Genomic DNA, 19,751 nt, shown 5'->3' on the forward strand with positions numbered 1-19,751 from the left:
CCGTTCTGTTCCCTGTTGTCAGTCTAGGGCCAAAAAAAGAATGTTACATGGTCGATATTAAATGATAAATTGATTGTCTGTTTGAACAGTCGCCATTGAAATTATGCCTGCACCATTTAACAGCATCGAAGACGCGATCCGGGACATTAAGAAGGGGAAATTCGTCATCCTGGTGGATGATGAAGACCGGGAAAATGAAGGGGATCTCGTCATTGCCGCCGAGAAGGTCACCCCCCCCTCGATCAACTTCATGGCCAAGTACGCGCGTGGGCTGATCTGCCTCGCGCTCACGCCGGAGCGAGTCGACGAACTCCATCTGCCTCAGCAAGCGGTTGAGAACACCGCGACGTTCGGTACAGCGTTCACCGTCTCGATTGATGCGCGAAAGGATATCACCACCGGCATTTCCGCGGCCGATCGCGCGACGACGATTCATGTCGCCATCGATCCGAAATCCAAATCGACGGACCTCGCGCGACCCGGACACATTTTCCCATTGAAAGCTCAGCAGGGCGGGGTATTGCGACGCGCGGGACAAACGGAAGGCTCGGTCGATCTGGCGCGAATGGCCGGCCTCAACCCTGCCGGGGTCATTTGCGAGATTATGAACGAAGACGGCACGATGGCCCGGGTGCCGGAGCTGGCGAAATTCGCCAAAGTCCACAAGCTGAAGATGGTGACGGTGAAGGCGTTGATCGAATACCGGATGCGCCGCGAGACCTTCGTCAAGCGGGTCGCCAGCGCACGGATGCCGACCATGTTCGGCGAGTTCGACGCGGTGGCCTTTGAGAACGAAATCGACAACGTCACGCACATCGCGCTGGTGAAAGGGCGGGTCGATAGCGGAGCCCCGACATTGGTGCGCGTCCATTCCGGGTGCCTCACGGCCGATGCGTTGGGATCGCTGCGTTGCGATTGTCGCGATCAGCTTCATACGGCCATGGAGATCATTCAAAAGGAAGGACGGGGAATCCTGCTCTACCTCAACCAGGAAGGACGCGGTATCGGGCTGCTGAACAAGATCAAGGCCTACTCGCTGCAAGATCAGGGGAGCGATACGGTTGAAGCGAATATCAAGCTCGGGTTCAAAGCCGACTTACGTGATTACGGCGTGGGGGCGCAGATTCTGGCGAACCTCGGCCTCCACCAGATTAAACTGATTACGAACAACCCCCGCAAGATCGTTGGCATCGAGGGGTACGGCTTGAAAGTGGTCGAGCGCGTGCCGATCGAGATTCAGCCGCGGGATGCTAATGTGAAGTACTTGCGGACGAAGAAGAAGAAGCTGGGGCACATTCTCAAGAAGGTATGAGGAGGGGGAGCAGCTAGCCCGCCCTTCCGTGCTCGCGGAGCCCCCACAATGAAGCTGTGGTCGCTCAACGCGCGCAATCGAAGGGCAAGCTAGCCGCTCCCTTCTAATGTGGTGAACGTGCCCAAGGAGAAGACGTAAAAGGATGAAGCTGCGGAAAGGAAGTCACGATGCGACGGGGTTGCGGTTCGGCATCGTGGTAAGCAAGTTCAATAAGTTTGTGACGAGCAAGTTGCTGTCGTCCTGCGCGGAGGCATTGACGAAGCACGGCGTGAAGGCCGAGGACATTGAAGTGGTCCGGGTGCCCGGTGCCTTCGAGATTCCAATCGTGGCACGCACTATGGCGCGATCGCAGCAATTCGATGCGGTGATCTGTCTGGGCGCCGTCATTCGCGGTGATACACCGCACTTCGACTATATCAGCGCGGAAGCGAGTCGGGGAATCGGCCAAGCGGCGTTGGATGCCGATGTGCCCGTGATCTTCGGGGTGCTCACCACGGATACTGTCGCACAGGCGATCGAGCGGGCCGATCCGGCCAAGTTCAACCGCGGGGGCGAGGCGGCTAAGTCGGCGATCGAAATGGCCTCGGTCATGAGACTGCTCAAGACCGCCGATCAGCCACGATCGACGAAGGCGGTGGTGACCTCGAATGGCAGAGGGCGTCAGGGTCGGCGTCGATCGACGACGTAACTATGGGATCACGCCATCAAGCCCGCGAACACGCACTCCAAATCTTGTTTCAGTACGATATCCACGGTAAGCCGGATGTCTGGCTCGACGAGTTTTGGAAAACCGTCAAGACGACCGATGAGATCAAGGCGTTCACTCAGAAAATCGTGCAGGGTGTGCTGGAGCACAAGAAGGAACTCGATGCGTTAATCGGCAAACATGCCACGAATTGGAAAGTCAGCCGCATGCCGATCGTGGACCGGAACATCTTGCGAGCGGGCCTGTACGAGTTGCTCTGGATGGGAGAGGTACCGGCGAAGGTGACGATGAATGAAGCGATTGAGCTGGCCAAAAGCTTCGGTGATGACGAGGCGTCGAAATTTGTGAACGGCATTCTGGACAAAATTTTGTTGTCTGATCCGCGTCTGGAAGCGAAGCGTGCCGAAGCTATAGGCGTGAGGCAAGGGGCAAGAGGCAAGGGGCCATGAATTGCATCCTTCAAAATAGGCCTTGGCACTGTCGGAGAGCTTATGCGCGGGTGTCTCTAGCCACTAGCCCCACGCCTCTAGCCTCCATTCGGAGAATGCGATGATCGATCGATACTCCCGTCCCAAGATGAAGGCGCTCTGGGAGCTCAAGCACAAATACGAGATTTGGCTGGAGGTCGAGTTGCAGGCGTGCGCCGCGTTTGAACGGGCAGGTCAGGTACCGCGTGGAACGTCCGCCAAGATTCGGAAAAAGGCCAGGATCGACGTCGATTTGATTGCTGAGATCGAGAAGGTCACGAAGCACGACGTCATTGCTTTTCTCGAATCCCTCATGGAGTCGGTCGGACCGGAGCATCGGTTCCTTCACATGGGGCTGACCTCGTCGGACATCGTGGATACGTCTCTGGCCATCCAAATGACCGAGGCGCTCGACATCATCTTGGAGGATCTCGACGGTTTGTTGACGGTCCTTCAGCGGCAGGCGCTCCGCTACAAGAACACGGTGATGGTCGGCCGCTCGCACGGCATTCATGGTGAGCCGATCTCGTTCGGCTTCAAGCTGGCCATCTGGTATGAGGAAGTGTGCCGGCATCGGGAACGGCTGGGACGCGTGCGCGACGAAATTGCCGTGGGAAAGCTGTCCGGCGCGATGGGAACGTTCGCGCACCAGGGGCCAGACATCGAAGAGTATGTCTGTGCCAAGCTGGGCCTCAAACCCGATCCCGTCTCGAGTCAGGTGGTCCAACGGGATCGCCATGCCGCCTATGCCACGGCGCTTGCCCTGCTCGCGGCGAGTATCGAGAAGTTTGCGACCGAAATTCGCCACCTTCAGCGGACGGAAGTTCTGGAAGCGGAGGAGTATTTCTCGGAGGGGCAGAAGGGTTCGTCGGCGATGCCGCACAAGCGCAATCCGATCGCCTCCGAGAATCTCTGCGGCCTCGCACGAGTCGTGCGAGCCAACAGCCTCGCCGCAATGGAGGACGTGGCGTTGTGGCATGAGCGCGACATTAGCCATTCATCGGTCGAACGCGTCATCATGCCGGACAGCACGATTCTCATGGATTACATGCTGGCGCGAATTACCGATGTCATCAAGAACCTCGTGGTCTATCCTGCGAACATGAAGCGGAACCTCGAGTTGACCGGCGGGTTGGTCTACTCACAACGGCTTCTGCTTGCGCTCATCGAAAAGGGCGCGCAGCGCACGGAATCCTACGAAGCCGTCCAGCGAAACGCGATGGCCTCGTGGAACGGTGAAGGGGATCTGCAGACGTTGGCGAGCAAGGACCCGTTCATCACAAAGCATCTGAAGGCGAGCGAGATCAAGGCCTGCTTCAATCCCAAGTACTATCTGCGGCACATCGACCAGATTTATCGACGGGTGTTCGGACCAAGGGGGAAGACACGATGATGCAGGCGATCGCATACGGCACAGCACTGTGCATGGCTGCGGTGTGGCTGGCGATGCCGGCCACGGTGTCCGGTGCGGCGGATCGGGATAAGCTCCTGAGCGAACCGGGAGTCTACGGGACCTTTGCGGCCTTCAGTTTTGATGAAGATTGGACGAAGGAGGACCAGCGGACGCGCATCGCGCACTTGATGGTGCTGAAGGGTGTGGTCGAACAGTATCAGGAGAAGCTGGCCATCGATCTGTATCTTCTCCGTGGGCTCTCCGATCACGCCGACCTACTGTTTCGTATCCATGCGACCGAACTGCGCGATACGCAGAAATTTCTCGTAGATCTTCAAGCGAGCCTGTTCGGATCACATTTAAAGACAGCCGTGATTTTGAATGGTCTGACCAAGAAGGCCAACTACGTGCCGGGGTTTCCGGAACAGATGAAAGCCGATCTCAAGGCTGCGAGTGAGCCTGGTGCCAAACCCTATGCGATCGTCATTCCCATCAGAAAGAGTGCGGAATGGTGGAGCCTTGATCAGGACAAGCGGGCCGAGATGATGAAGGAACACACTGAAGCGGCGCTGCCGTATCATAAGACGGTGAAGCGAAAATTATACCATTCAAGCGGTCTGGACGATCTGGACTTCATCACCTATTTCGAAACGTCCAAGCTCGAGGATTTTCACAGTCTCATTCTGTCGCTGGAGAAAGTTAAAGAGTTTCAGTATACACGCCGATTCGGCCATCCGACGTTGATCGGCACGGTGAGATCGTTGGACGAAGTGATCGAAATATTGGCGCAGTAACGCACGGGGGATAAGAACAGGCGATGACTGCAGGCACAATGCTCTACGAAGGCAAGGCGAAGAAAATCTTTGCCACCGACAAACCTGACCAAGTTGTGCAGTATTTCAAGGACGACGCAACGGCCTTCAACGCCCAGAAGCGTGGCACGATCCTCGAGAAAGGCATTATCAATAATAAAGTGTCGGAACGCCTGTTCCGGCTGGTGGAGCAGGCGGGTGTGCCGACCCATTTCGTTGAACGGCTCAGCGACCGGGAAATGCTGACGAAGAAAGTGACGATCGTGCCGGTGGAGGTCGTGGTGCGGAACGTCGTGGCGGGAAGCTTGGCGAAGCGCCTTGGTCTCAAAGAAGGCGAGCCGATCGAACCGGCGATCGTCGAATGGTATTACAAGAACGATGCGTTGGGTGATCCGCTTATCGCGGATGATCATGTCCGGCTGATGAAATTGGCGACGCCGGAGCAGATGGCGGAGATCAAGCGCCTGGCGTTGAAAGTGAACAGCCTCCTGCAGCCCTTCTTCCGCGAACGGAAGATGATCCTCGTTGATTTCAAGTTGGAATTCGGAATGCACAACGGCAAGCTGATGTTGGCCGACGAGATTTCTCCGGACACCAGCCGGTTTTGGGATATGACGACGAAGGAGTCGATGGACAAGGATCGGTTCAGGAAGGATTTGGGGAAGATAGAGGAGGCATATCAAGAGGTACTAAAAAGAGTGTGTGGATGAAGAACAGACAGTGGTGAGGGACGCGGTGCCGGTTTCTGTGCTCGCGGAGCCCCCACGATGAAACAGTGGTCGCTCGACGCGCGCAGTTGAAACCGTTCACCGCATCCCTCATCTAGAACCCAACGACCTTTCCTCACTGGGGGTGGGGGAGGGAAAGGATAAGGATGCTGCGGGCGTTTTTGAATTATGGGCTGGTGGCGGCGGTGTTGGTATGGGCGGCGGTCGTGGCCATGATGGCCTATCATCTCGATGAGTCGCCCTGGCGATGGGCCTTTGCTGCGCTATCGGTCGGTGGCCTCGTCACAGTGGCGGGAATCTTCTGGATCAGGAAGTATGTCGACGGATTGAACAAGGCATCGGATCAGGGGAGTAAATCGTGAAGGCGAAGATTCATGTGACACTGAAGCAAGGAATTCTCGATCCTCAAGGGAAGGCGATCGAGCACGCGCTCGATTCGCTCGGGTTCAAAAACGCGGCGAACGTCCGGGTTGGCAAGTATATGGAGTTGGATCTGGACGAAAAGGATAAGGCCAAGGCCGAGGTTGAGGTGAAGCAGATGTGCGAAAAGTTGCTTGCGAATACCATTATCGAAGAATACCGCTACGAACTACAGTGAGAGGTGATTGGTGACAGGTGACGGGTTGGTCAAGATTGCGACCTCGGAATGTCCGATGTTTGTCACGCGTCACTCGTCACGTGTCACTAGGGTGGCTTAATGAATATCGGAGTGGTGGTTTTTCCGGGGAGTAATTGCGATCACGACTGCGAGCATGTCTTCAAGAATGTGCTTGGGCAGTACGTGGAGATGATCTGGCACAAAGAAACCCTGTTGAAAGGACTCGATGCCGTTGTGCTCCCCGGCGGATTTTCTTATGGGGACTACCTCCGCACCGGAGCGATCGCGCGGTTTTCTCCGGTGATGGGAGCGGTGAAGGAATTTGCGAAAAGCGGTGGCATGGTGATCGGCATCTGCAACGGGTTTCAGATTCTGCTCGAAGCGGGGTTGCTGCCGGGCGCGATGTTACGAAATGAGTCGCTGAACTTTATCTGCAAGGACGTCTATGTGAAGGTCGAGAATGCGGCCACGGCGTTCACGGGAAGCTGTGAGTCCGGTCAGGTGTTGAAGCTCCCGATCGCCCACGCGGATGGCAATTATTACACCGATCCGGTGACCTTGGCAGCGATGCAGGCGAACGCGCAGATCGTGCTGCGTTATTGCACGCCGGAGGGCAAAGTAATGTCGGAATCGAATCCGAACGGCTCGCTCGACAATATCGCGGGGATCATTAATCCGGAGGGCAACGTCCTCGGCATGATGCCGCACCCGGAACGTTGCGCGGAAGAGATGCTGGGCAACGAAGATGGGCGATTGATATTTGTGTCGATGTTGGAAGCGTTGAAGAAAGCGAAGCAGCCAAAGATGGTGGGAGCAGGGTGAGGCATGGCCAACCGCTCCTATGCCTCCACGGTCACCCTTTGGGAGTTCGCCAAGTGGAAGCCTTCTGGAATTCCTTCCGCCACAGTCTTTTCAGACTGTGACGCGTCAGTCAGTTCCAGCTTTCCCTCCTGGCTCACTCTCGATGGGTCCCGACCGCTCTCGGCAATGTCGCTCTGGCCTCGCCCTCACCACAACAAGGTTCGGTGAATGCCTATTCCTGAGTATCAGAAGTTCTTCTTGCCGGTGCTGAAAATTGCTGGTGATGGGAAAAACCATTCATATGCAGAAATGTACAGCTCTGTTGCCACAGAGTTTAAACTAACAGAAGAAGACCGTGCGGAACTCCTCCCTAGTGGTACAGCACGAAAATTTGAAAATAGGGTCGCATGGGCTATTACCTATCTGAGTAAGGCCAGACTTCTTGACAGGGTAAGTCGAGGCATTTTCCGAATTTCTGAAAGGGACGCCGAAGTTTTAAAGAAGAAGCCTGTTGAACTAGATAATAAATTCCTTCGACAGTTCCCAGAATTTCTTGAGTTCGCAAGAGGAACGAAAATATCAACGAAAAGAGATGAAGACACGGAAGAAGACACTTTGGGCACGCCATACGAAACTCTTGAAGAAGCCTATCAAAGCTTGCGCAGAACGTTGGCGCAAGAGCTTCTTGACCGTGTTAGGGCATGCTCTCCTCAGTTTTTCGAGCGACTAGTGGTGGACTTGCTGGTTGCCATTGGTTATGGAGGATCGAGAAAAGATGCTGGGCAGGCTGTAGGTCGGTCTGGAGACGGCGGGATTGATGGAATCATCAAAGAGGACAAACTTGGTCTCGATGCTATCTATATTCAAGCCAAAAGATGGGAAGCTACTGTTGGGAGACCAACTGTCCAAGAGTTTGCCGGAAGCTTAGAAGGACACAGAGCACGAAAGGGTGTCCTCATCACAACATCGAAATTTTCTCAAGATGCCAAAGAGTACGTTGGGCGTATCGAGAAAAAGATCGTCCTTGTTGATGGTGAGCAACTGGCACAGCTCATGATTGACCACAAGATAGGTGTTACGGAGGTTGAAAATTATTGGGTGCATAGGGTTGACTCGGACTATTTCGAGGAAGGTTAAAGTCAAGTGGCTGCGTAGATTGACGTACGACCAATGCGTATCTGGGATATCTCACCGAAGAGGCTCTGTCGAAATCATCTGTTGGGGGAGCATCGGGAGTTGCACGCGATTTGGTCGGTGCTCACGAACGGCAAGAAGGGCTATGCCCGCCATCCGGAGACGTTGCGGTGGAAGGGGAAATTGAAAGCCCTGTATGGACGGCATGAAGCGCTGGTTATCGAGATGAGTCATCGTGGCTATCGGTATCGTAGTCCACTAGCAAAGAAACAGGCGACGGGAAGTGCGAAGCAGACTATTTATGTGGATCAACCCCGGAAGCAAATCGTGATTCTTCGGAACAAACGTTGCCAGTGCGATGTGTAGGAAGGACTTGTGAGCGTGACGCTGCCAGTGATTACCAAAGACCTCATCGCGCAGCACAATCTGACCGACGACGAGTACAAAAAGATCGTCGAGATTTTGGGGCGCGAGCCCAATTTGACCGAACTCGGCATGTTCTCCGTCATGTGGTCGGAGCACTGTTCCTATAAAAGTTCGCGCGTGCATTTGAAAAAGCTGCCGACGACAGGACCGCGGGTGGTGCAGGGGCCTGGGGAGAACGCTGGTGCAGTGGATATCGGCGACGGGCTCTGCGTCGTCTTTAAGATGGAATCACACAACCATCCTTCGTTCATCGAACCGTATCAGGGAGCCGCGACGGGAGTGGGAGGGATTCTGCGCGATATCTTCACGATGGGTGCGCGGCCGATTGCGTTGCTTGATTCGTTGCGCTTTGGGGAATTGGAGACGGCGAAGAATCGTCACTTGATGAAGGGCGTTGTGGCCGGCATCGCAGGCTATGGCAATTGCATGGGTGTGCCGACGGTGGGTGGCGAGATCGCGTTTAACGATATTTATTCGCTGAACCCGCTGGTGAACGTGTTCTGTCTCGGTGTTGCGGAGAAGAACAAGATTTTCCGTGGCACTGCGGCAGGGGTCGGCAATCCGGTCATCTATTTCGGTTCGAAGACAGGACGAGACGGCATTCACGGGGCGACGATGGCCTCCGATTCGTTCGACGACGAATCCGAACAGAAACGGCCGACCGTGCAGGTCGGCGATCCCTTTACGGAGAAGCTCTTGTTGGAGGCCTGCCTTGAACTGATGGCGAATGATCTCCTGGTCGGCATTCAGGACATGGGAGCCGCGGGGCTGACCAGTTCGTCCTGCGAAATGGCCTCGCGCGCCGGCAACGGGATTGAGTTGGATCTGACGCACGTACCACGTCGCGAGCCTGGCATGACACCCTATGAACTCATGCTCTCCGAGTCGCAAGAGCGGATGCTCATGGTGGCGAAAGCAGGCAAAGAAGACGAGTGCATCCGAATCTGCAAGAAGTGGGATCTCGATGTAGCAGTGGTGGGTCGCGTGACCGGTGATGGGATGCTCCGGGTAAAGGATCAGGGCAAAGTTGTGGCGGAGATTCCCGCGAAGTCGCTCGCCGATGATGGGCCTCGCTACGAGCGGCCCTACTCACCACCCGCGTATCAAGACATGTTGACAGGGTTGAACTACGATGCCATTCCGGATGTGAAGGATGCCACTGCGGCCCTCCTCTCGTTGCTGGCGTCGCCAACGATTGCGAGCAAGCACTGGGTCTATGAACAGTACGACCACATGGTGCGGACGAACACGATGGTCCGGCCAGGATCAGACGCAGCAGTCGTGCGGATCAAAGGCACGAACAAGGCTGTCGCGATAACGGTCGATTGCAACAGTCGTTATTGCCTCCTGCATCCCTATGAAGGGGCTCGACTTGCCGTGGCTGAAGCGGCGAGGAATCTGGTGTGTTCCGGCGCTGAGCCGATCGGGCTGACGGATTGTCTGAACTTTGGCAATCCCGAACGACCGGACATCATGTGGCAGTTTGTCTTGGCGATCGAGGGGATGAAAGATGCCTGTGAACATTTCGGTGTGCCGATCGTCAGCGGAAACGTCAGCTTCTACAATGAAACGAATGGGCTGTCGATCTATCCGACCCCGATGCTGGGGATGGTGGGGTTAATCGAGCAGGCTGATCAAACGGTGACTCAATGGTTCAAGCAAACAGGTGATGTGATTCTGCTTGTGGGCAAGACACGAGAAGATCTGGGGGGGAGTGCATACCTGAAAGTGCTGCACCATCGAGAACAGGGTTCTCCTCCGTTGCTCAATCCCGACACAGAGCATGCGCTCCATCAATTTATACTGAAAGTGATTCGTGAGGGACTCGTTCGATCTGCCCATGATTGCTCTGATGGAGGATTGGCCGTGACGCTCGCCGAATGTTGCGTGTCGGAGCCGGGCGATGGACTGGGGGCTGTGATAAGATTATCTCTCGACGGCTTGCGACGTGATGCGCTCTTGTTCGGTGAAAGCCAGTCCCGCGTGGTCCTGTCGGTCAAGGCAGACGTTGCCGAGCAGGTGCTCAACCGGGCGTGGGATGCGGGCATTCTGGCAGCCAAGATCGGGACAGTCGGCAGGGACCGCTTGGTGATCGAGGTGCAGGGGGACGAACGTTCGACCGGCTGTCGCATCGACGTTGAGATTCGGACGTTGCGAGACCGTTGGGCGAATTCGATCGAACGATCTCTTGATAGGCGAGAGGCGAGGGGCTAGAGGCGAGAGGGTGGGAAAGGTTTTTCATTCGATTTCCCCTGGCCTCGTGCCACTTGCCTCGCGCCAAAAGAATTATGCAACTGATCACCCCCGATAAATTCCACGATGAATGTGCGGTGTTCGGGATCTATGGTCATCCTGAAGCCTCGAATCTGACCTACCTCGGTCTCTATGCGCTGCAACATCGCGGACAGGAAGCGTCGGGGATCGTCTCGGGCGACGGCGAGCATTTCTATGTGCAGAAGGGCATGGGCCTCGTCGCCGAAATCTACAACAAGGCCTCGCTCGACAAATTACCCGGAACGATGGCCATCGGTCACAACCGTTATTCGACCGCCGGCGGGCACGATCTCAAGAATGTTCAGCCGCTGATCGTCAATTTTGCCTTCGGCAACCTTGCTCTTGCGCATAACGGGAATTTGATCAACGCCCAAGTGTTGCGCAACGAGCTGGAAGCCTATGGCGCGATTTTTCAATCGACCTCTGACAGTGAAGTCATTATTCACCTGATCGCCCACTCGCGCGCCGACACACTCTTGGCTCGTGTGATCGATGCATTGAGCCAGGTGCGCGGGGCGTTCTCTGTGGTCGTATTGACAGACGACGGTTTGATTGCGGCGCGTGACCCTCACGGGTTCCGTCCCCTTTGTCTGGGTCGATTCCGCGACAGCTGGCTCGTGGCATCGGAGACCTGTGCCTTCGACCTGCTCGATGCGACCTACGAACGGGAGATCGAACCGGGCGAGCTGGTGGTGTTGAACGACAAAGGCATGACGAGTTACCGGCCGTTTGCCCAGATTGAGCCGGCAATGTGCGTGTTCGAGTATGTCTACTTCGCCAGGCCCGATAGCAAGATCTTCGGAGCGAATGCGGTTTACGCCACCAGGAAAGCCCTGGGTCGGCAGCTGGCGCAGGAGTCCTGGGTGCCGGCCGATGTGGTGATTCCGGTGCCGGATTCGGGCGTTCCGGCAGCGTTGGGTTACGCGGAGGGGGCGGGGATTCCGTTCGAGACCGGCTTGATCCGCAATCATTATGTCGGGCGCACGTTCATCGAGCCGGAACAATCGATCCGTCACTTCGGTGTGAAGGTCAAGCTCAACGCGGTGGCGGAGGTCCTGTGCGGCAAACGGGTCGTCGTGGTCGACGATTCATTAGTCCGAGGGACGACGAGCCGCAAGATCGTCAAAATGATCCGCGATGCCGGCGCCAAAGAAGTCCATCTGCGGATCAGCTCCCCACCGATCGTGTCACCCTGCTTCTACGGCATCGATACACCGACCAAGAAGGAGCTCATTGCTTCCAGTCATTCCATCGAAGAGATTAAAAAATACGTCACCGCCGACAGTCTCGCCTACCTTAGCCTCGACGGTATGCTGAAGGCCGCTCCCGGTCGGCCTCATCAGTATTGCAATGCCTGCTTCACCGAGAAGTATCCCATCTCCTTTACCCGAGCCGAAGAGTTACAGCTCGGCCTGTTCGAGTCTGCGTCGTAACGCACAATCCATCCCGCAATGGGTCTCGTCGCGACGCCCCTGTTTCTGTTCTAGATCCTCCACTCCCTCAGAAAGTCCGTCACCAAAAGCAGTGACCGAGCCGGTTCTTCGTCAAGCACCGTGCGTCTTCGGATCACCTACCGTTGCCCACGAAAAAATCAGCGTGGTAGGATACCGCCAGTGAGCAAGAGCTGATGGCGTATAGCCTATAGCAGAAGCCTGAGCGAACGCGGATCGCTAATCCGCTGGTGCCATAGGCTATGAAGCATTCGCTTTTCGCTTTCCAATGAAGGAGGCAGCTATGAAACGCATTACCGTCATCCTCAGTGTCCTCATGTTTCCGATCTTTGCCGCTCATCTGCTGTTTGCCGCCGGATTCTTCAAAGTTGGCGAGAAGGCGCCCCCCTTTACTCTGATTGCCATTACCGGTGAATCGGTGTCACTCGACGCCTTTAGAGGCAAGGTCGTGGTGCTGGGTTTGTTTCACATCTGCGATCCCTGCATGATGCAAGGCACGAATTTACAGAAAGTCTTCGAGATGACGAAGGGCAAAGAGGTCACGGTGATCGGGGTGAATTCCAACGGAAATTCAAAAAAAGACGTGGGCGAGTTTCTCTCCGCCTTTCCTGTCAAAGTGACCTATCCCTATTTGTTAGATCCGGGCAAAACGACGGACAAGCTCTATGGCGGTGGGAAGTTTATTCCGAATGTCTATGTGATCGACCAAAACGGCGTGATCCGGTGGCAACGGGTGGGGGACATGGAATTGGCGGGAGCCGACGTGATTGTGGCGGAAGTCGAGAAGTTGTTAGCGGGCGGGAGCAACAAAATGTAATTTTTGCGTCAGCCGGTGGTCCCACTGCTCGCGGAACGCGCACGGTGAGACTATGCTCGTTCGACGCGCGCAGGCTAGGACTATCCGGCTGCCACCAGTAGGAGTTGAGTCCCGCAGGTCTGGAGGATTGAAAGGAAAGAAGCTAATGGATGAGATGGAAGAGGGAAAGCAGAGGTTTCTGCAGGTGGTGAAGGGGATCGATGCGACGGTGCAAGTCGTCATCCCTGTGACACCGTCGAACAGTATGTTTCTGATTTCTCTGACGAAAGGGCCAAATCGCAAGTTCATCACGGTGCCGGAAGACGACATCATCGATCTCCCGAATGAAGCCAGCATCCTGACGAAGGTCACGAAAATGGTCAAAGACGCCATCGCAGCTTTGTGAATTTGTCTGTGCCATAAGCTATCAGCGATAAGCCATCAGCTCCCGATATGAAACAGCTCCTCCCAGGTTTCTGGCAATGGTCCTGGTTCTCCGAAGAGAAGCAACTCGACTTCAACGGGCTGTTTCTCGTCGTGGGTGAACACAAGATTCTGATCGATCCTCCGCCCATGGTGGGAGAGGATCAAGCGTTCGTTCGTCGCAATGGCCCAGTCGACTATATTATCGTGACGAACAGAGACCATGCGCGTGAAGCCGGTTCGTGCCAGGGGACGTTTAATTGCCAATTACAAGTTCCTGAGGCTGATGCCTCGCAAATGGAGCTCAAACCGACGAAGACGTATAAAGATCAGGAGTTGCTGCCGGGCGGTCTCTGGGTGGTTCATCTCAAAGATCAGAAGTCCCCCGGTGAATCGGCGCTCTTTATTCCCCAAGGGAAGGGTGTGTTGATCGTCGGTGATGCCTTGATCGGAAAGCCGGCCGGATCGGTCTCAATGTTGACAGCTGAAAAATACGCCGATGCCGGCAAGGCTCGCGAGGGGTTGAGACGGCTGCTGAAGTATAACTTTGACACTTTGCTGGTCGGCGACGGGACGTCCATCATGACCGATGCAAAAGCGGTCGTCGAACGGGCGCTGCAATAGGTTGGCGCGATGCCGCTGCGAAACGGACTTTCAGAAGAACTGAATCGTCAGGGCAACGAACATTTCGGGCGCGGGCACTACACCGACGCCTATGCATGCTACGCCAAGGCGCTGGAGTGCGATCGCATCACCGGCGATCGACGGGCGCTGGCGGCGACGCTTGGCAATATGGGAAATATCTGCGCCGTCAGCGGACGTCGTGAAGCGGCTCAGAATTACTATCAGGAAGTGCTAGAGTTGCAAAAAATCCTCGGCGACGAAAAGGGGATCGGTACGACGCTCGGGAATCTCGGCAACCTGCGCGCGGATGCCGGCGAGTGGGATCGGGCGCGAGCGTACTATCTTGAGGCGCTGGATCTGATGACCAAGACGCATGATGAAGCCGGTAAGGCCGTGCTATTTTCCGATCTGGGCCTGGTCGCTCGCGAAACGAAGCAGTTTGACGAGGCGTTGAAGTATTACGAGCAGTCGTTGGTTTTGATGCGGCGATTGGGCAATCAAGGCGGAGTTGCCGATGCCTGGCGTATGATGGGCCGAACATTCCTGATGCAGCAACGATACGAGGATGCGATTGCCTGTTGTCAGACCAGCCAATCCATTGCCGAGCGGACTCGCGACGAGCTTCGAGTCGGCGGTGCCCGCTATGTGCTCGCGCAATGTCACGAGGAGATGGGGCGGCTCCGGGAAGCGGCCGATCTGTTAGAGCAGGTTGTCGCGATGGACCGGAAATACCAGTTGCCGAAACTGGAAGAAAATACGAAGCGCTTGGAAGACTTGCGCGCCCGTCTCGCAGGTGAACCATCCGGAGCGCCTCAGCGCCGGAGTGCGACGTGAGTTCGTCTGGTTCCACCGATTGGGCCGACGTACGTGCCGCGCTGAAAAAGAGCGTCCCGCAGTTCTATGAGTTGGAACCAGGCGGAGCCCTGGCGCTTGATTTGGGGAATGACGGATGGCTGTTGGAAGTCCGCCCGGACGGGCAGCTGCTCTGTCAGTACGGCGTCTCGATGGAGGACGTGAAGAGCTTGATGTCCGATGGAACGCCGGAAGATCTGGGAACTGACGAAATCGCCAAGCAGGCCAAATACTTTATTCAACCGGCAGTCGCGAAATTCCGTCCACTCCTGTTGCAGTCCGGGTTCGCTGAAGAAACGGAGATGAATGACGAGTACGTCGCCGTGACGTTCCAGCGGTCCGTCGATTTTCAAAACCTGTCGAACGTGCAAGGGCTTGTCCAGTGGTGCCGCCGCTCGATCGGAGCCGGCTCGTGACCGGCATTACGACACCAATCCGCAACTTTGAAGAGTTCCGAGACGCATTGGCGGCCTATCGATTGCCACGGGTGATCATTGCCGGACTTGAACTTGAGTTGTTCACAAAGATCGGCGACAAGACCTGGACGATTCCTGACCTAGCGAAGTGTTTGCAAGTGAGTGAACGGGGGCTGTCCATCCTCTGTCGCAATTTGGCGATGGCAGGTCTCTTGATCAAGAAGCGGACAACGTATCGAAATAGCCGGTTGGCAGCCACCGTGTTGAACGCGAATCATCCCGCGTACCGCGGGAGCTATCTCGACCTCTTGAAAAATCATTGGGCCGATTGGGCGAGGCTCGTCGAATCCATACGGACGGGATCGCCGTTGGATCAGGATGTGCCGGAAGAGCCGGACTACCGTCGCCGTTTTACGTGGGCGATGCATGACCGGACTCTGGACGTAGCTCCCAATATTGCGTCGCAGGTTTCGTTGCGTGGTGTGAGAACCTTGTTGGATTTGGGTGGCGGCCCGGGCACCTTTGCGATGGCATTTCTTTCAAGGAATCCCCATCTCCAAGCCACGGTCTGCGACCGTCCTGACGCGCTGGAGGTCGCCCGGGAAATTGCCGCTACGCACAAAGCCGGCCGCCGGCTGTCCTATCTTCCTCTCGATCTGATGAAAGAAGAGATCCCGGGGACATTCGACGTCATCTGGTATTCCAACGTCCTACATATCTATTCACCGGAAGAAAATCAGGGTCTGTTCAAACGGGTGCATGCGGCACTAAATCCAGGCGGGAGGCTGATCATTCAGGATGCCTTTCTGCACGACCGCGAAGGGCTGTTTCCGGAAGAGGCCAGCCTCTTCGCCGTGACCATGCTACTTTTTACCGAAACAGGCAATACGTACTCGGTCAGGGAGACCAGCGATTGGCTGAAGCAGGCCGGGTTCACCGCCATTCGGATGCTTCGGATCAAGAAGGGGCTCGAGGATTGGAAGGGCGGGATCCTGGAGGGGAGAGTTCCTGTGAAACATGCAAGAAGGAACGGCCGCCCATCAAGATCAAGAAAAAATTGGCGAGCCCGCTAAGGCTGCTCAGTATCACAGCGGACATCTCTCCGTCCGGATGCGTCGCGATACTCACCAGCGTGGCGAGATCGAGCGCCAAACCGATCGTGCCATAGACCACGCAGGCCATCGCCGACCAGCGCCAGGTCATCCAGACCGGGCCGATTAAACCGATAGGAAGCAGAATCAGAAACACTGTCCAGATGACCTTAGTCGGACTGCTCGCCGCCTGACCATGCGTCAAGAACAAGATCGCTAGTCCGATGAGACCGAGTCCTCCTAGCACAATCACAAGCTGGAGCCGGTGAGGCATGGTGGGACTATACTGAGAGCACCCGTCCTCAGCAAGCGCTTGGTTGAGTGTGTAGGCTCTAGGGTACGCGATGACCGAAGAACGTCGTTCAACATCGGCTAATAGTGTCCTGGTTTACGACGGTCAGTGCCGCCTCTGTGTGACGGCGAAGGAAGGGCTTGCACGATTGGGAATACAGGATGAGGCAAAAGCGGTTCGCCTGATTCCTTATCAAAGCGAGGAGGCGAAGCGTGCGCTGGGGGCTGCCTACCGTCCAGGGCGTCCAGACGTGGCGTTTCTGGTGCGACCGGATGGGATTATTCAGGAAGGGCTCGAGGCCTTTCTCCCCCTCCTCCCCGGGTTGAAGGGAGGACGGTTTCTTGCGACCATTCTCTCCGTCCCATTGGTCAAGCCAGTGGCCTATCTCATCTACCGCCTGGTTGCCCGCTACCGCTACTCTCTATTTGGCGAAGTCCCTTACACCGATCCCAGCGAACCTATTGAAAAACGACGCCCTGATCGGGGTAATTCCGCACGTTGAGCTGAACCTTCCCTTGTCTGCGTTTAGCTCCATTTGATCAATTCCGTTCAAATATGCCCCCTCTTTTGGGGGGAATCTTCCTACACTGGGGAATTTACCCTTATAGCTGGCCCACTTCAGAATGGAGGCGACACAGGGAGGGTTCTGTATGCGAGTTATTCGTTGGATCTGCGGGCTGATCCAAGCCATGAGAGCGCCGATTCTTTCCCCAGTTCGGAGCGCGCAGGCTCAGCCCAAACATCAACGAAATAGACGTTCACACTATTCGATCATCAGCGGGCTTCTCATGAGCGGGCTAGCCATCCCTGGGGTGGCCTGGAGTGGAGATCTTTCAGGAGCCGATCAAGTTGAATTTCATGCCTCCGTGCGTCCTGTCGTCGCGGCCGGGTTTGGGTTTCAGAACGCGGATAGTTCGACGATTACCGTAAAAACGTACGATGCCCTGACTGGGGAGGTTCTCTCGAACGAGTCGTACGACCTGCACGTCAAAGAAGAAGGGACAACCTCGTCTGGGCAACCGCGCGAGCGGATATTTGCCGGAGGAGTCGGCTCGGGGACAGACGGGCTCTCGGATTTTACCTTGCGAGTCTATGATGCCGCGACGGGGAAATTTCTCTGGGAGGGACGATTGAACCTCTCCGTCACCGACGATGGATCCGGTTCCACCTATCGTGTCGTGGCCCATCTGCAGCCACAAACTTCAATGAGCAGGATACACCACGTTGAACGTGCGAGTGGCCAGCCGTCGTTCTTATTGCGGGCCATCGATCCCGTAACGGGACAGCTCGTCTGGGCGGATCAGTTCTTGGCTGGACGCGGAATAGTCCCGAGGATCGAGCGTGTCTCCGAAGCGGCCGCCAATCACTGGCAAGGTCCCATGGTAGGGTTCAAGAATTTCGATTTCCGAATTCGAATGTTCGACGATCACAATCGACAGATGTTATGGGAGGATGCTATTGTCCCCACCGACGAGACTGGAGATTTGTCACTGGGACGTGATAGCGAAACCGAAATGCTGCCGGGCTGGGCCAACGGTCGGAACAGCGCGAGGAAAGACGTAATTCGTTTTGACGGATTGCTGCGCTCGGTTGCGGAGATGATGCGAACCGCTCTACTCTAACCTTTCTTACTCCGCTCGTGTAAGTGCTCCATCCACCGAGCTTGAAACTGTTCGTAGGACAACGACAGTTGCGACTGCATGGCGGCCGGCAGGGCTTGTTTCGCTTTCAGGTGTGACAGAAGTTCGTGCACGCGGTGCATGCCGTAGCGATCAATCATGTACTGGACGGCTGAGTACGCTTCGAGATAAGCAACCGACGCCGCGTCTTGCGGAAGTCCACCCCAGGTACCCTCGAGCATCGTTAAGGGAATCGCGGTAAAGTTTTGTCGCCGCAGTTGGTCGATGTCCTCCCACCGATCTGCTGAAAGCGTCATCGCTAGTCCTTCGTTAAGCCACGTCGGTATCGCGGTCGCATTGAGCCCGAATTGATCGTGGAGCAAGGCGTGCACAAACTCGTGTCGCAGGACCCGCCGTAACCAGGCCTGGTCCGTCAAGGCTCCTTGGGTCGGTACTTGGATGCGGCCGAGCACCGGATCGTACAGTCCGTCGGCCCAAGCCGGGCTGCCCGTCGCGGTTTGGAACGACTCTGCTGCATGCAGGACGACGACAATGGGTTTCGAGGGGAAGTGATTGAGCCTCTGCCCGATCTCGCGATATGCATCTTCCAAAATCTCGAGGACCGCCGTCCACGTATCCTGGTCGGCATCTCCATCGTATTTCACGGTGAAGTGCGTGCTCTCCCGGCTCCTCAACCGTTGTTCGAGCTTTCCGGTCTGACGGACTTTGGCCGTGACCGTCCTGAGATAGGATTGAACGCCGGGATCTTTGCCGGCTCTGTCGGCGGCAAGATCGAGATGATGCGCGGCTTCCTCCAGCCGATTCTGTTCCTGGAGCACATCCGCGAGTGCCACATGTGGGAATGGTTCGTTGGGTGCCAGCGCAATCAGTTTTTCCAGATACTCAGGCGTCATCGTCGGGTCGCGGAGTTCCCAGTAGGCGTGGGCGAGGTTGAGCTGGATCGTCGGGTTTGTCGCGTCCAGCGAAGCCGCCTTTTTGAAGATCTTCACCGATGAAGCGGTGCCGCCGAATTTTTCCTGCTCGATACCCAGATTGTTCCAGAGTACGGCGATGTAGGGACGAGACTTTTCGTTCGACACAAGCCAGGAGGGGAGATCATCGAGTTTTCCCTCGGCTTCCTTGAGGTTCCCCTTTTCGATCTCATCGCGAATGGCTTCCAGCAATTCATGGCCTTTGGTGTCGGGCACCGATGTTTGTTCGATGACTCGCGTCTGTTTGGGCTCGGGTACCGGGGTTTCGCGAGGTGGTTCGGGAACTGCCTCGGACCGAGAAGGGGCGAGCTGTTCGGGCTGTGGGGGAGGCGGTGCCGGGAGATAGGTGGGCTTCAGCCAGGCATGGTACACAATAAAGAGTCCGAGCACGCATGCCACATAGAACAGTGTCTGGGAGATATTGCGCCGGTACATGCCCATTCCTCCGCGTGTTGAGTGTAGCACCGTAGGTATCCTCGACAAAGAATTCTAAGGAAACCGGCATACCGGATTCAGCGGACGGCCTCGTTGAGCGGAGGAGAGG

22 protein-coding genes are annotated in these 19,751 nt (G+C 56.1%); 21 read left to right on the plus strand and 1 reads right to left on the minus strand.

What is annotated here, in order from left to right:
- The first annotated feature begins 103 nt into the window (after positions 1-103).
- From VEI50_02950 to VEI50_03050, 21 genes are all read left to right on the plus strand, one after another.
- A complete protein-coding gene (locus VEI50_02950; GenBank protein HXX74066.1) occupies positions 104-1,312 on the plus strand; it encodes a bifunctional 3,4-dihydroxy-2-butanone-4-phosphate synthase/GTP cyclohydrolase II in 1,209 nt (402 codons plus the stop codon).
- 142 nt (positions 1,313-1,454) lie between these two features.
- Positions 1,455-2,000, plus strand: coding sequence for a 6,7-dimethyl-8-ribityllumazine synthase (gene ribH, locus VEI50_02955; GenBank protein ID HXX74067.1), 546 nt, complete (start codon positions 1,455-1,457; stop codon positions 1,998-2,000).
- 2 nt (positions 2,001-2,002) lie between these two features.
- Entirely contained in the window at positions 2,003-2,467 is a 465-nt protein-coding gene (nusB, locus tag VEI50_02960) for a transcription antitermination factor NusB (GenBank protein HXX74068.1), read from the plus strand.
- A gap of 100 nt (positions 2,468-2,567) precedes the next feature.
- On the plus strand, positions 2,568-3,878 hold the full coding sequence (gene purB / locus VEI50_02965) for an adenylosuccinate lyase (protein HXX74069.1): 1,311 nt from the start codon (positions 2,568-2,570) through the stop codon (positions 3,876-3,878).
- Positions 3,875-4,672 carry a chlorite dismutase family protein gene (locus tag VEI50_02970; GenBank protein ID HXX74070.1) on the plus strand — a complete coding sequence of 266 codons (798 nt, stop codon included), beginning with the start codon at positions 3,875-3,877 and terminating at the stop codon, positions 4,670-4,672. The genes purB and VEI50_02970 overlap by 4 nt, the downstream gene beginning before the upstream one ends.
- A gap of 23 nt (positions 4,673-4,695) precedes the next feature.
- Positions 4,696-5,400: a phosphoribosylaminoimidazolesuccinocarboxamide synthase gene (gene purC, locus VEI50_02975; GenBank protein ID HXX74071.1), complete on the plus strand. Its 705-nt coding sequence runs from the start codon at positions 4,696-4,698 to the stop codon at positions 5,398-5,400.
- A gap of 164 nt (positions 5,401-5,564) precedes the next feature.
- Entirely contained in the window at positions 5,565-5,780 is a 216-nt protein-coding gene (locus VEI50_02980) for a hypothetical protein (GenBank protein HXX74072.1), read from the plus strand.
- Positions 5,777-6,016, plus strand: a complete 240-nt coding sequence (gene purS / locus VEI50_02985; protein HXX74073.1) for a phosphoribosylformylglycinamidine synthase subunit PurS — start codon at positions 5,777-5,779, stop codon at positions 6,014-6,016. The genes VEI50_02980 and purS overlap by 4 nt, the downstream gene beginning before the upstream one ends.
- Positions 6,017-6,115: 99 nt before the next feature.
- Positions 6,116-6,838 carry a phosphoribosylformylglycinamidine synthase subunit PurQ gene (gene purQ, locus VEI50_02990; protein HXX74074.1) on the plus strand — a complete coding sequence of 241 codons (723 nt, stop codon included), beginning with the start codon at positions 6,116-6,118 and terminating at the stop codon, positions 6,836-6,838.
- A gap of 207 nt (positions 6,839-7,045) precedes the next feature.
- On the plus strand, positions 7,046-7,954 hold the full coding sequence (locus tag VEI50_02995) for a restriction endonuclease (GenBank protein HXX74075.1): 909 nt from the start codon (positions 7,046-7,048) through the stop codon (positions 7,952-7,954).
- 33 nt (positions 7,955-7,987) lie between these two features.
- Entirely contained in the window at positions 7,988-8,317 is a 330-nt protein-coding gene (locus VEI50_03000) for a pyrimidine dimer DNA glycosylase/endonuclease V (GenBank protein HXX74076.1), read from the plus strand.
- Positions 8,318-8,326: 9 nt separating this feature from the next.
- Positions 8,327-10,591 (plus strand): phosphoribosylformylglycinamidine synthase subunit PurL, encoded by a 2,265-nt coding sequence (gene purL / locus VEI50_03005; GenBank protein HXX74077.1) that lies wholly within the window; start codon positions 8,327-8,329, stop codon positions 10,589-10,591.
- Positions 10,592-10,665: 74 nt separating this feature from the next.
- Complete coding sequence (gene purF / locus VEI50_03010; protein HXX74078.1) at positions 10,666-12,084, plus strand: amidophosphoribosyltransferase; 1,419 nt, start codon at positions 10,666-10,668, stop codon at positions 12,082-12,084.
- A 301-nt stretch (positions 12,085-12,385) separates the two neighbouring features.
- Entirely contained in the window at positions 12,386-12,919 is a 534-nt protein-coding gene (locus tag VEI50_03015) for a TlpA disulfide reductase family protein (protein HXX74079.1), read from the plus strand.
- Between the two features lie 145 nt (positions 12,920-13,064).
- Complete coding sequence (locus VEI50_03020) at positions 13,065-13,304, plus strand: hypothetical protein (protein ID HXX74080.1); 240 nt, start codon at positions 13,065-13,067, stop codon at positions 13,302-13,304.
- Positions 13,305-13,351: 47 nt separating this feature from the next.
- Positions 13,352-13,945: a hypothetical protein gene (locus VEI50_03025; GenBank protein HXX74081.1), complete on the plus strand. Its 594-nt coding sequence runs from the start codon at positions 13,352-13,354 to the stop codon at positions 13,943-13,945.
- 9 nt (positions 13,946-13,954) lie between these two features.
- A complete protein-coding gene (locus VEI50_03030; protein ID HXX74082.1) occupies positions 13,955-14,779 on the plus strand; it encodes a tetratricopeptide repeat protein in 825 nt (274 codons plus the stop codon).
- Complete coding sequence (locus VEI50_03035; protein HXX74083.1) at positions 14,776-15,213, plus strand: hypothetical protein; 438 nt, start codon at positions 14,776-14,778, stop codon at positions 15,211-15,213. Before VEI50_03030 ends, VEI50_03035 begins: the two co-directional genes overlap by 4 nt.
- Positions 15,210-16,286: a methyltransferase gene (locus VEI50_03040; GenBank protein ID HXX74084.1), complete on the plus strand. Its 1,077-nt coding sequence runs from the start codon at positions 15,210-15,212 to the stop codon at positions 16,284-16,286. Before VEI50_03035 ends, VEI50_03040 begins: the two co-directional genes overlap by 4 nt.
- 362 nt (positions 16,287-16,648) lie before the next feature.
- Positions 16,649-17,098 (plus strand): DUF393 domain-containing protein, encoded by a 450-nt coding sequence (locus VEI50_03045; protein ID HXX74085.1) that lies wholly within the window; start codon positions 16,649-16,651, stop codon positions 17,096-17,098.
- A 148-nt stretch (positions 17,099-17,246) separates the two neighbouring features.
- A complete protein-coding gene (locus VEI50_03050) occupies positions 17,247-18,218 on the plus strand; it encodes a hypothetical protein (protein HXX74086.1) in 972 nt (323 codons plus the stop codon).
- On the opposite strand, the gene VEI50_03055 is transcribed toward VEI50_03050, so the two are convergent.
- Positions 18,215-19,642, minus strand: a complete 1,428-nt coding sequence (locus VEI50_03055) for a hypothetical protein (protein ID HXX74087.1) — start codon at positions 19,640-19,642, stop codon at positions 18,215-18,217. The genes VEI50_03050 and VEI50_03055 overlap by 4 nt on opposite strands.
- Between the last annotated feature and the right edge of the window lie 109 nt (positions 19,643-19,751).

Source organism: Nitrospiraceae bacterium (assembly GCA_035623075.1).
Lineage (GTDB): Bacteria > Nitrospirota > Nitrospiria > Nitrospirales > Nitrospiraceae > DASPUC01.

Excerpts from the sequence above, each read along its gene's own strand:
- VEI50_02980 (HXX74072.1), top strand. The coding sequence starts at position 5,565 with ATGCTGCGGGCGTTTTTGAATTATGGGCTGGTGGCGGCGGTGTTGGTA.
- purQ (HXX74074.1), top strand. The coding sequence starts at position 6,116 with ATGAATATCGGAGTGGTGGTTTTTCCGGGGAGTAATTGCGATCACGAC.
- purC (HXX74071.1), top strand. The coding sequence starts at position 4,696 with ATGACTGCAGGCACAATGCTCTACGAAGGCAAGGCGAAGAAAATCTTT.
- nusB (HXX74068.1), top strand. The coding sequence starts at position 2,003 with ATGGGATCACGCCATCAAGCCCGCGAACACGCACTCCAAATCTTGTTT.
- VEI50_02950 (HXX74066.1), top strand. The coding sequence starts at position 104 with ATGCCTGCACCATTTAACAGCATCGAAGACGCGATCCGGGACATTAAG.
- VEI50_03025 (HXX74081.1), top strand. The coding sequence starts at position 13,352 with ATGAAACAGCTCCTCCCAGGTTTCTGGCAATGGTCCTGGTTCTCCGAA.
- VEI50_03015 (HXX74079.1), top strand. The coding sequence starts at position 12,386 with ATGAAACGCATTACCGTCATCCTCAGTGTCCTCATGTTTCCGATCTTT.
- VEI50_02970 (HXX74070.1), top strand. The coding sequence starts at position 3,875 with ATGATGCAGGCGATCGCATACGGCACAGCACTGTGCATGGCTGCGGTG.
- purB (HXX74069.1), top strand. The coding sequence starts at position 2,568 with ATGATCGATCGATACTCCCGTCCCAAGATGAAGGCGCTCTGGGAGCTC.
- VEI50_03055 (HXX74087.1), bottom strand. The coding sequence starts at position 19,642 with ATGTACCGGCGCAATATCTCCCAGACACTGTTCTATGTGGCATGCGTG.
- VEI50_03045 (HXX74085.1), top strand. The coding sequence starts at position 16,649 with ATGACCGAAGAACGTCGTTCAACATCGGCTAATAGTGTCCTGGTTTAC.
- ribH (HXX74067.1), top strand. The coding sequence starts at position 1,455 with ATGAAGCTGCGGAAAGGAAGTCACGATGCGACGGGGTTGCGGTTCGGC.
- VEI50_03000 (HXX74076.1), top strand. The coding sequence starts at position 7,988 with ATGCGTATCTGGGATATCTCACCGAAGAGGCTCTGTCGAAATCATCTG.
- VEI50_02995 (HXX74075.1), top strand. The coding sequence starts at position 7,046 with ATGCCTATTCCTGAGTATCAGAAGTTCTTCTTGCCGGTGCTGAAAATT.
- purF (HXX74078.1), top strand. The coding sequence starts at position 10,666 with ATGCAACTGATCACCCCCGATAAATTCCACGATGAATGTGCGGTGTTC.
- VEI50_03020 (HXX74080.1), top strand. The coding sequence starts at position 13,065 with ATGGATGAGATGGAAGAGGGAAAGCAGAGGTTTCTGCAGGTGGTGAAG.
- VEI50_03050 (HXX74086.1), top strand. The coding sequence starts at position 17,247 with ATGCGAGTTATTCGTTGGATCTGCGGGCTGATCCAAGCCATGAGAGCG.
- VEI50_03030 (HXX74082.1), top strand. The coding sequence starts at position 13,955 with ATGCCGCTGCGAAACGGACTTTCAGAAGAACTGAATCGTCAGGGCAAC.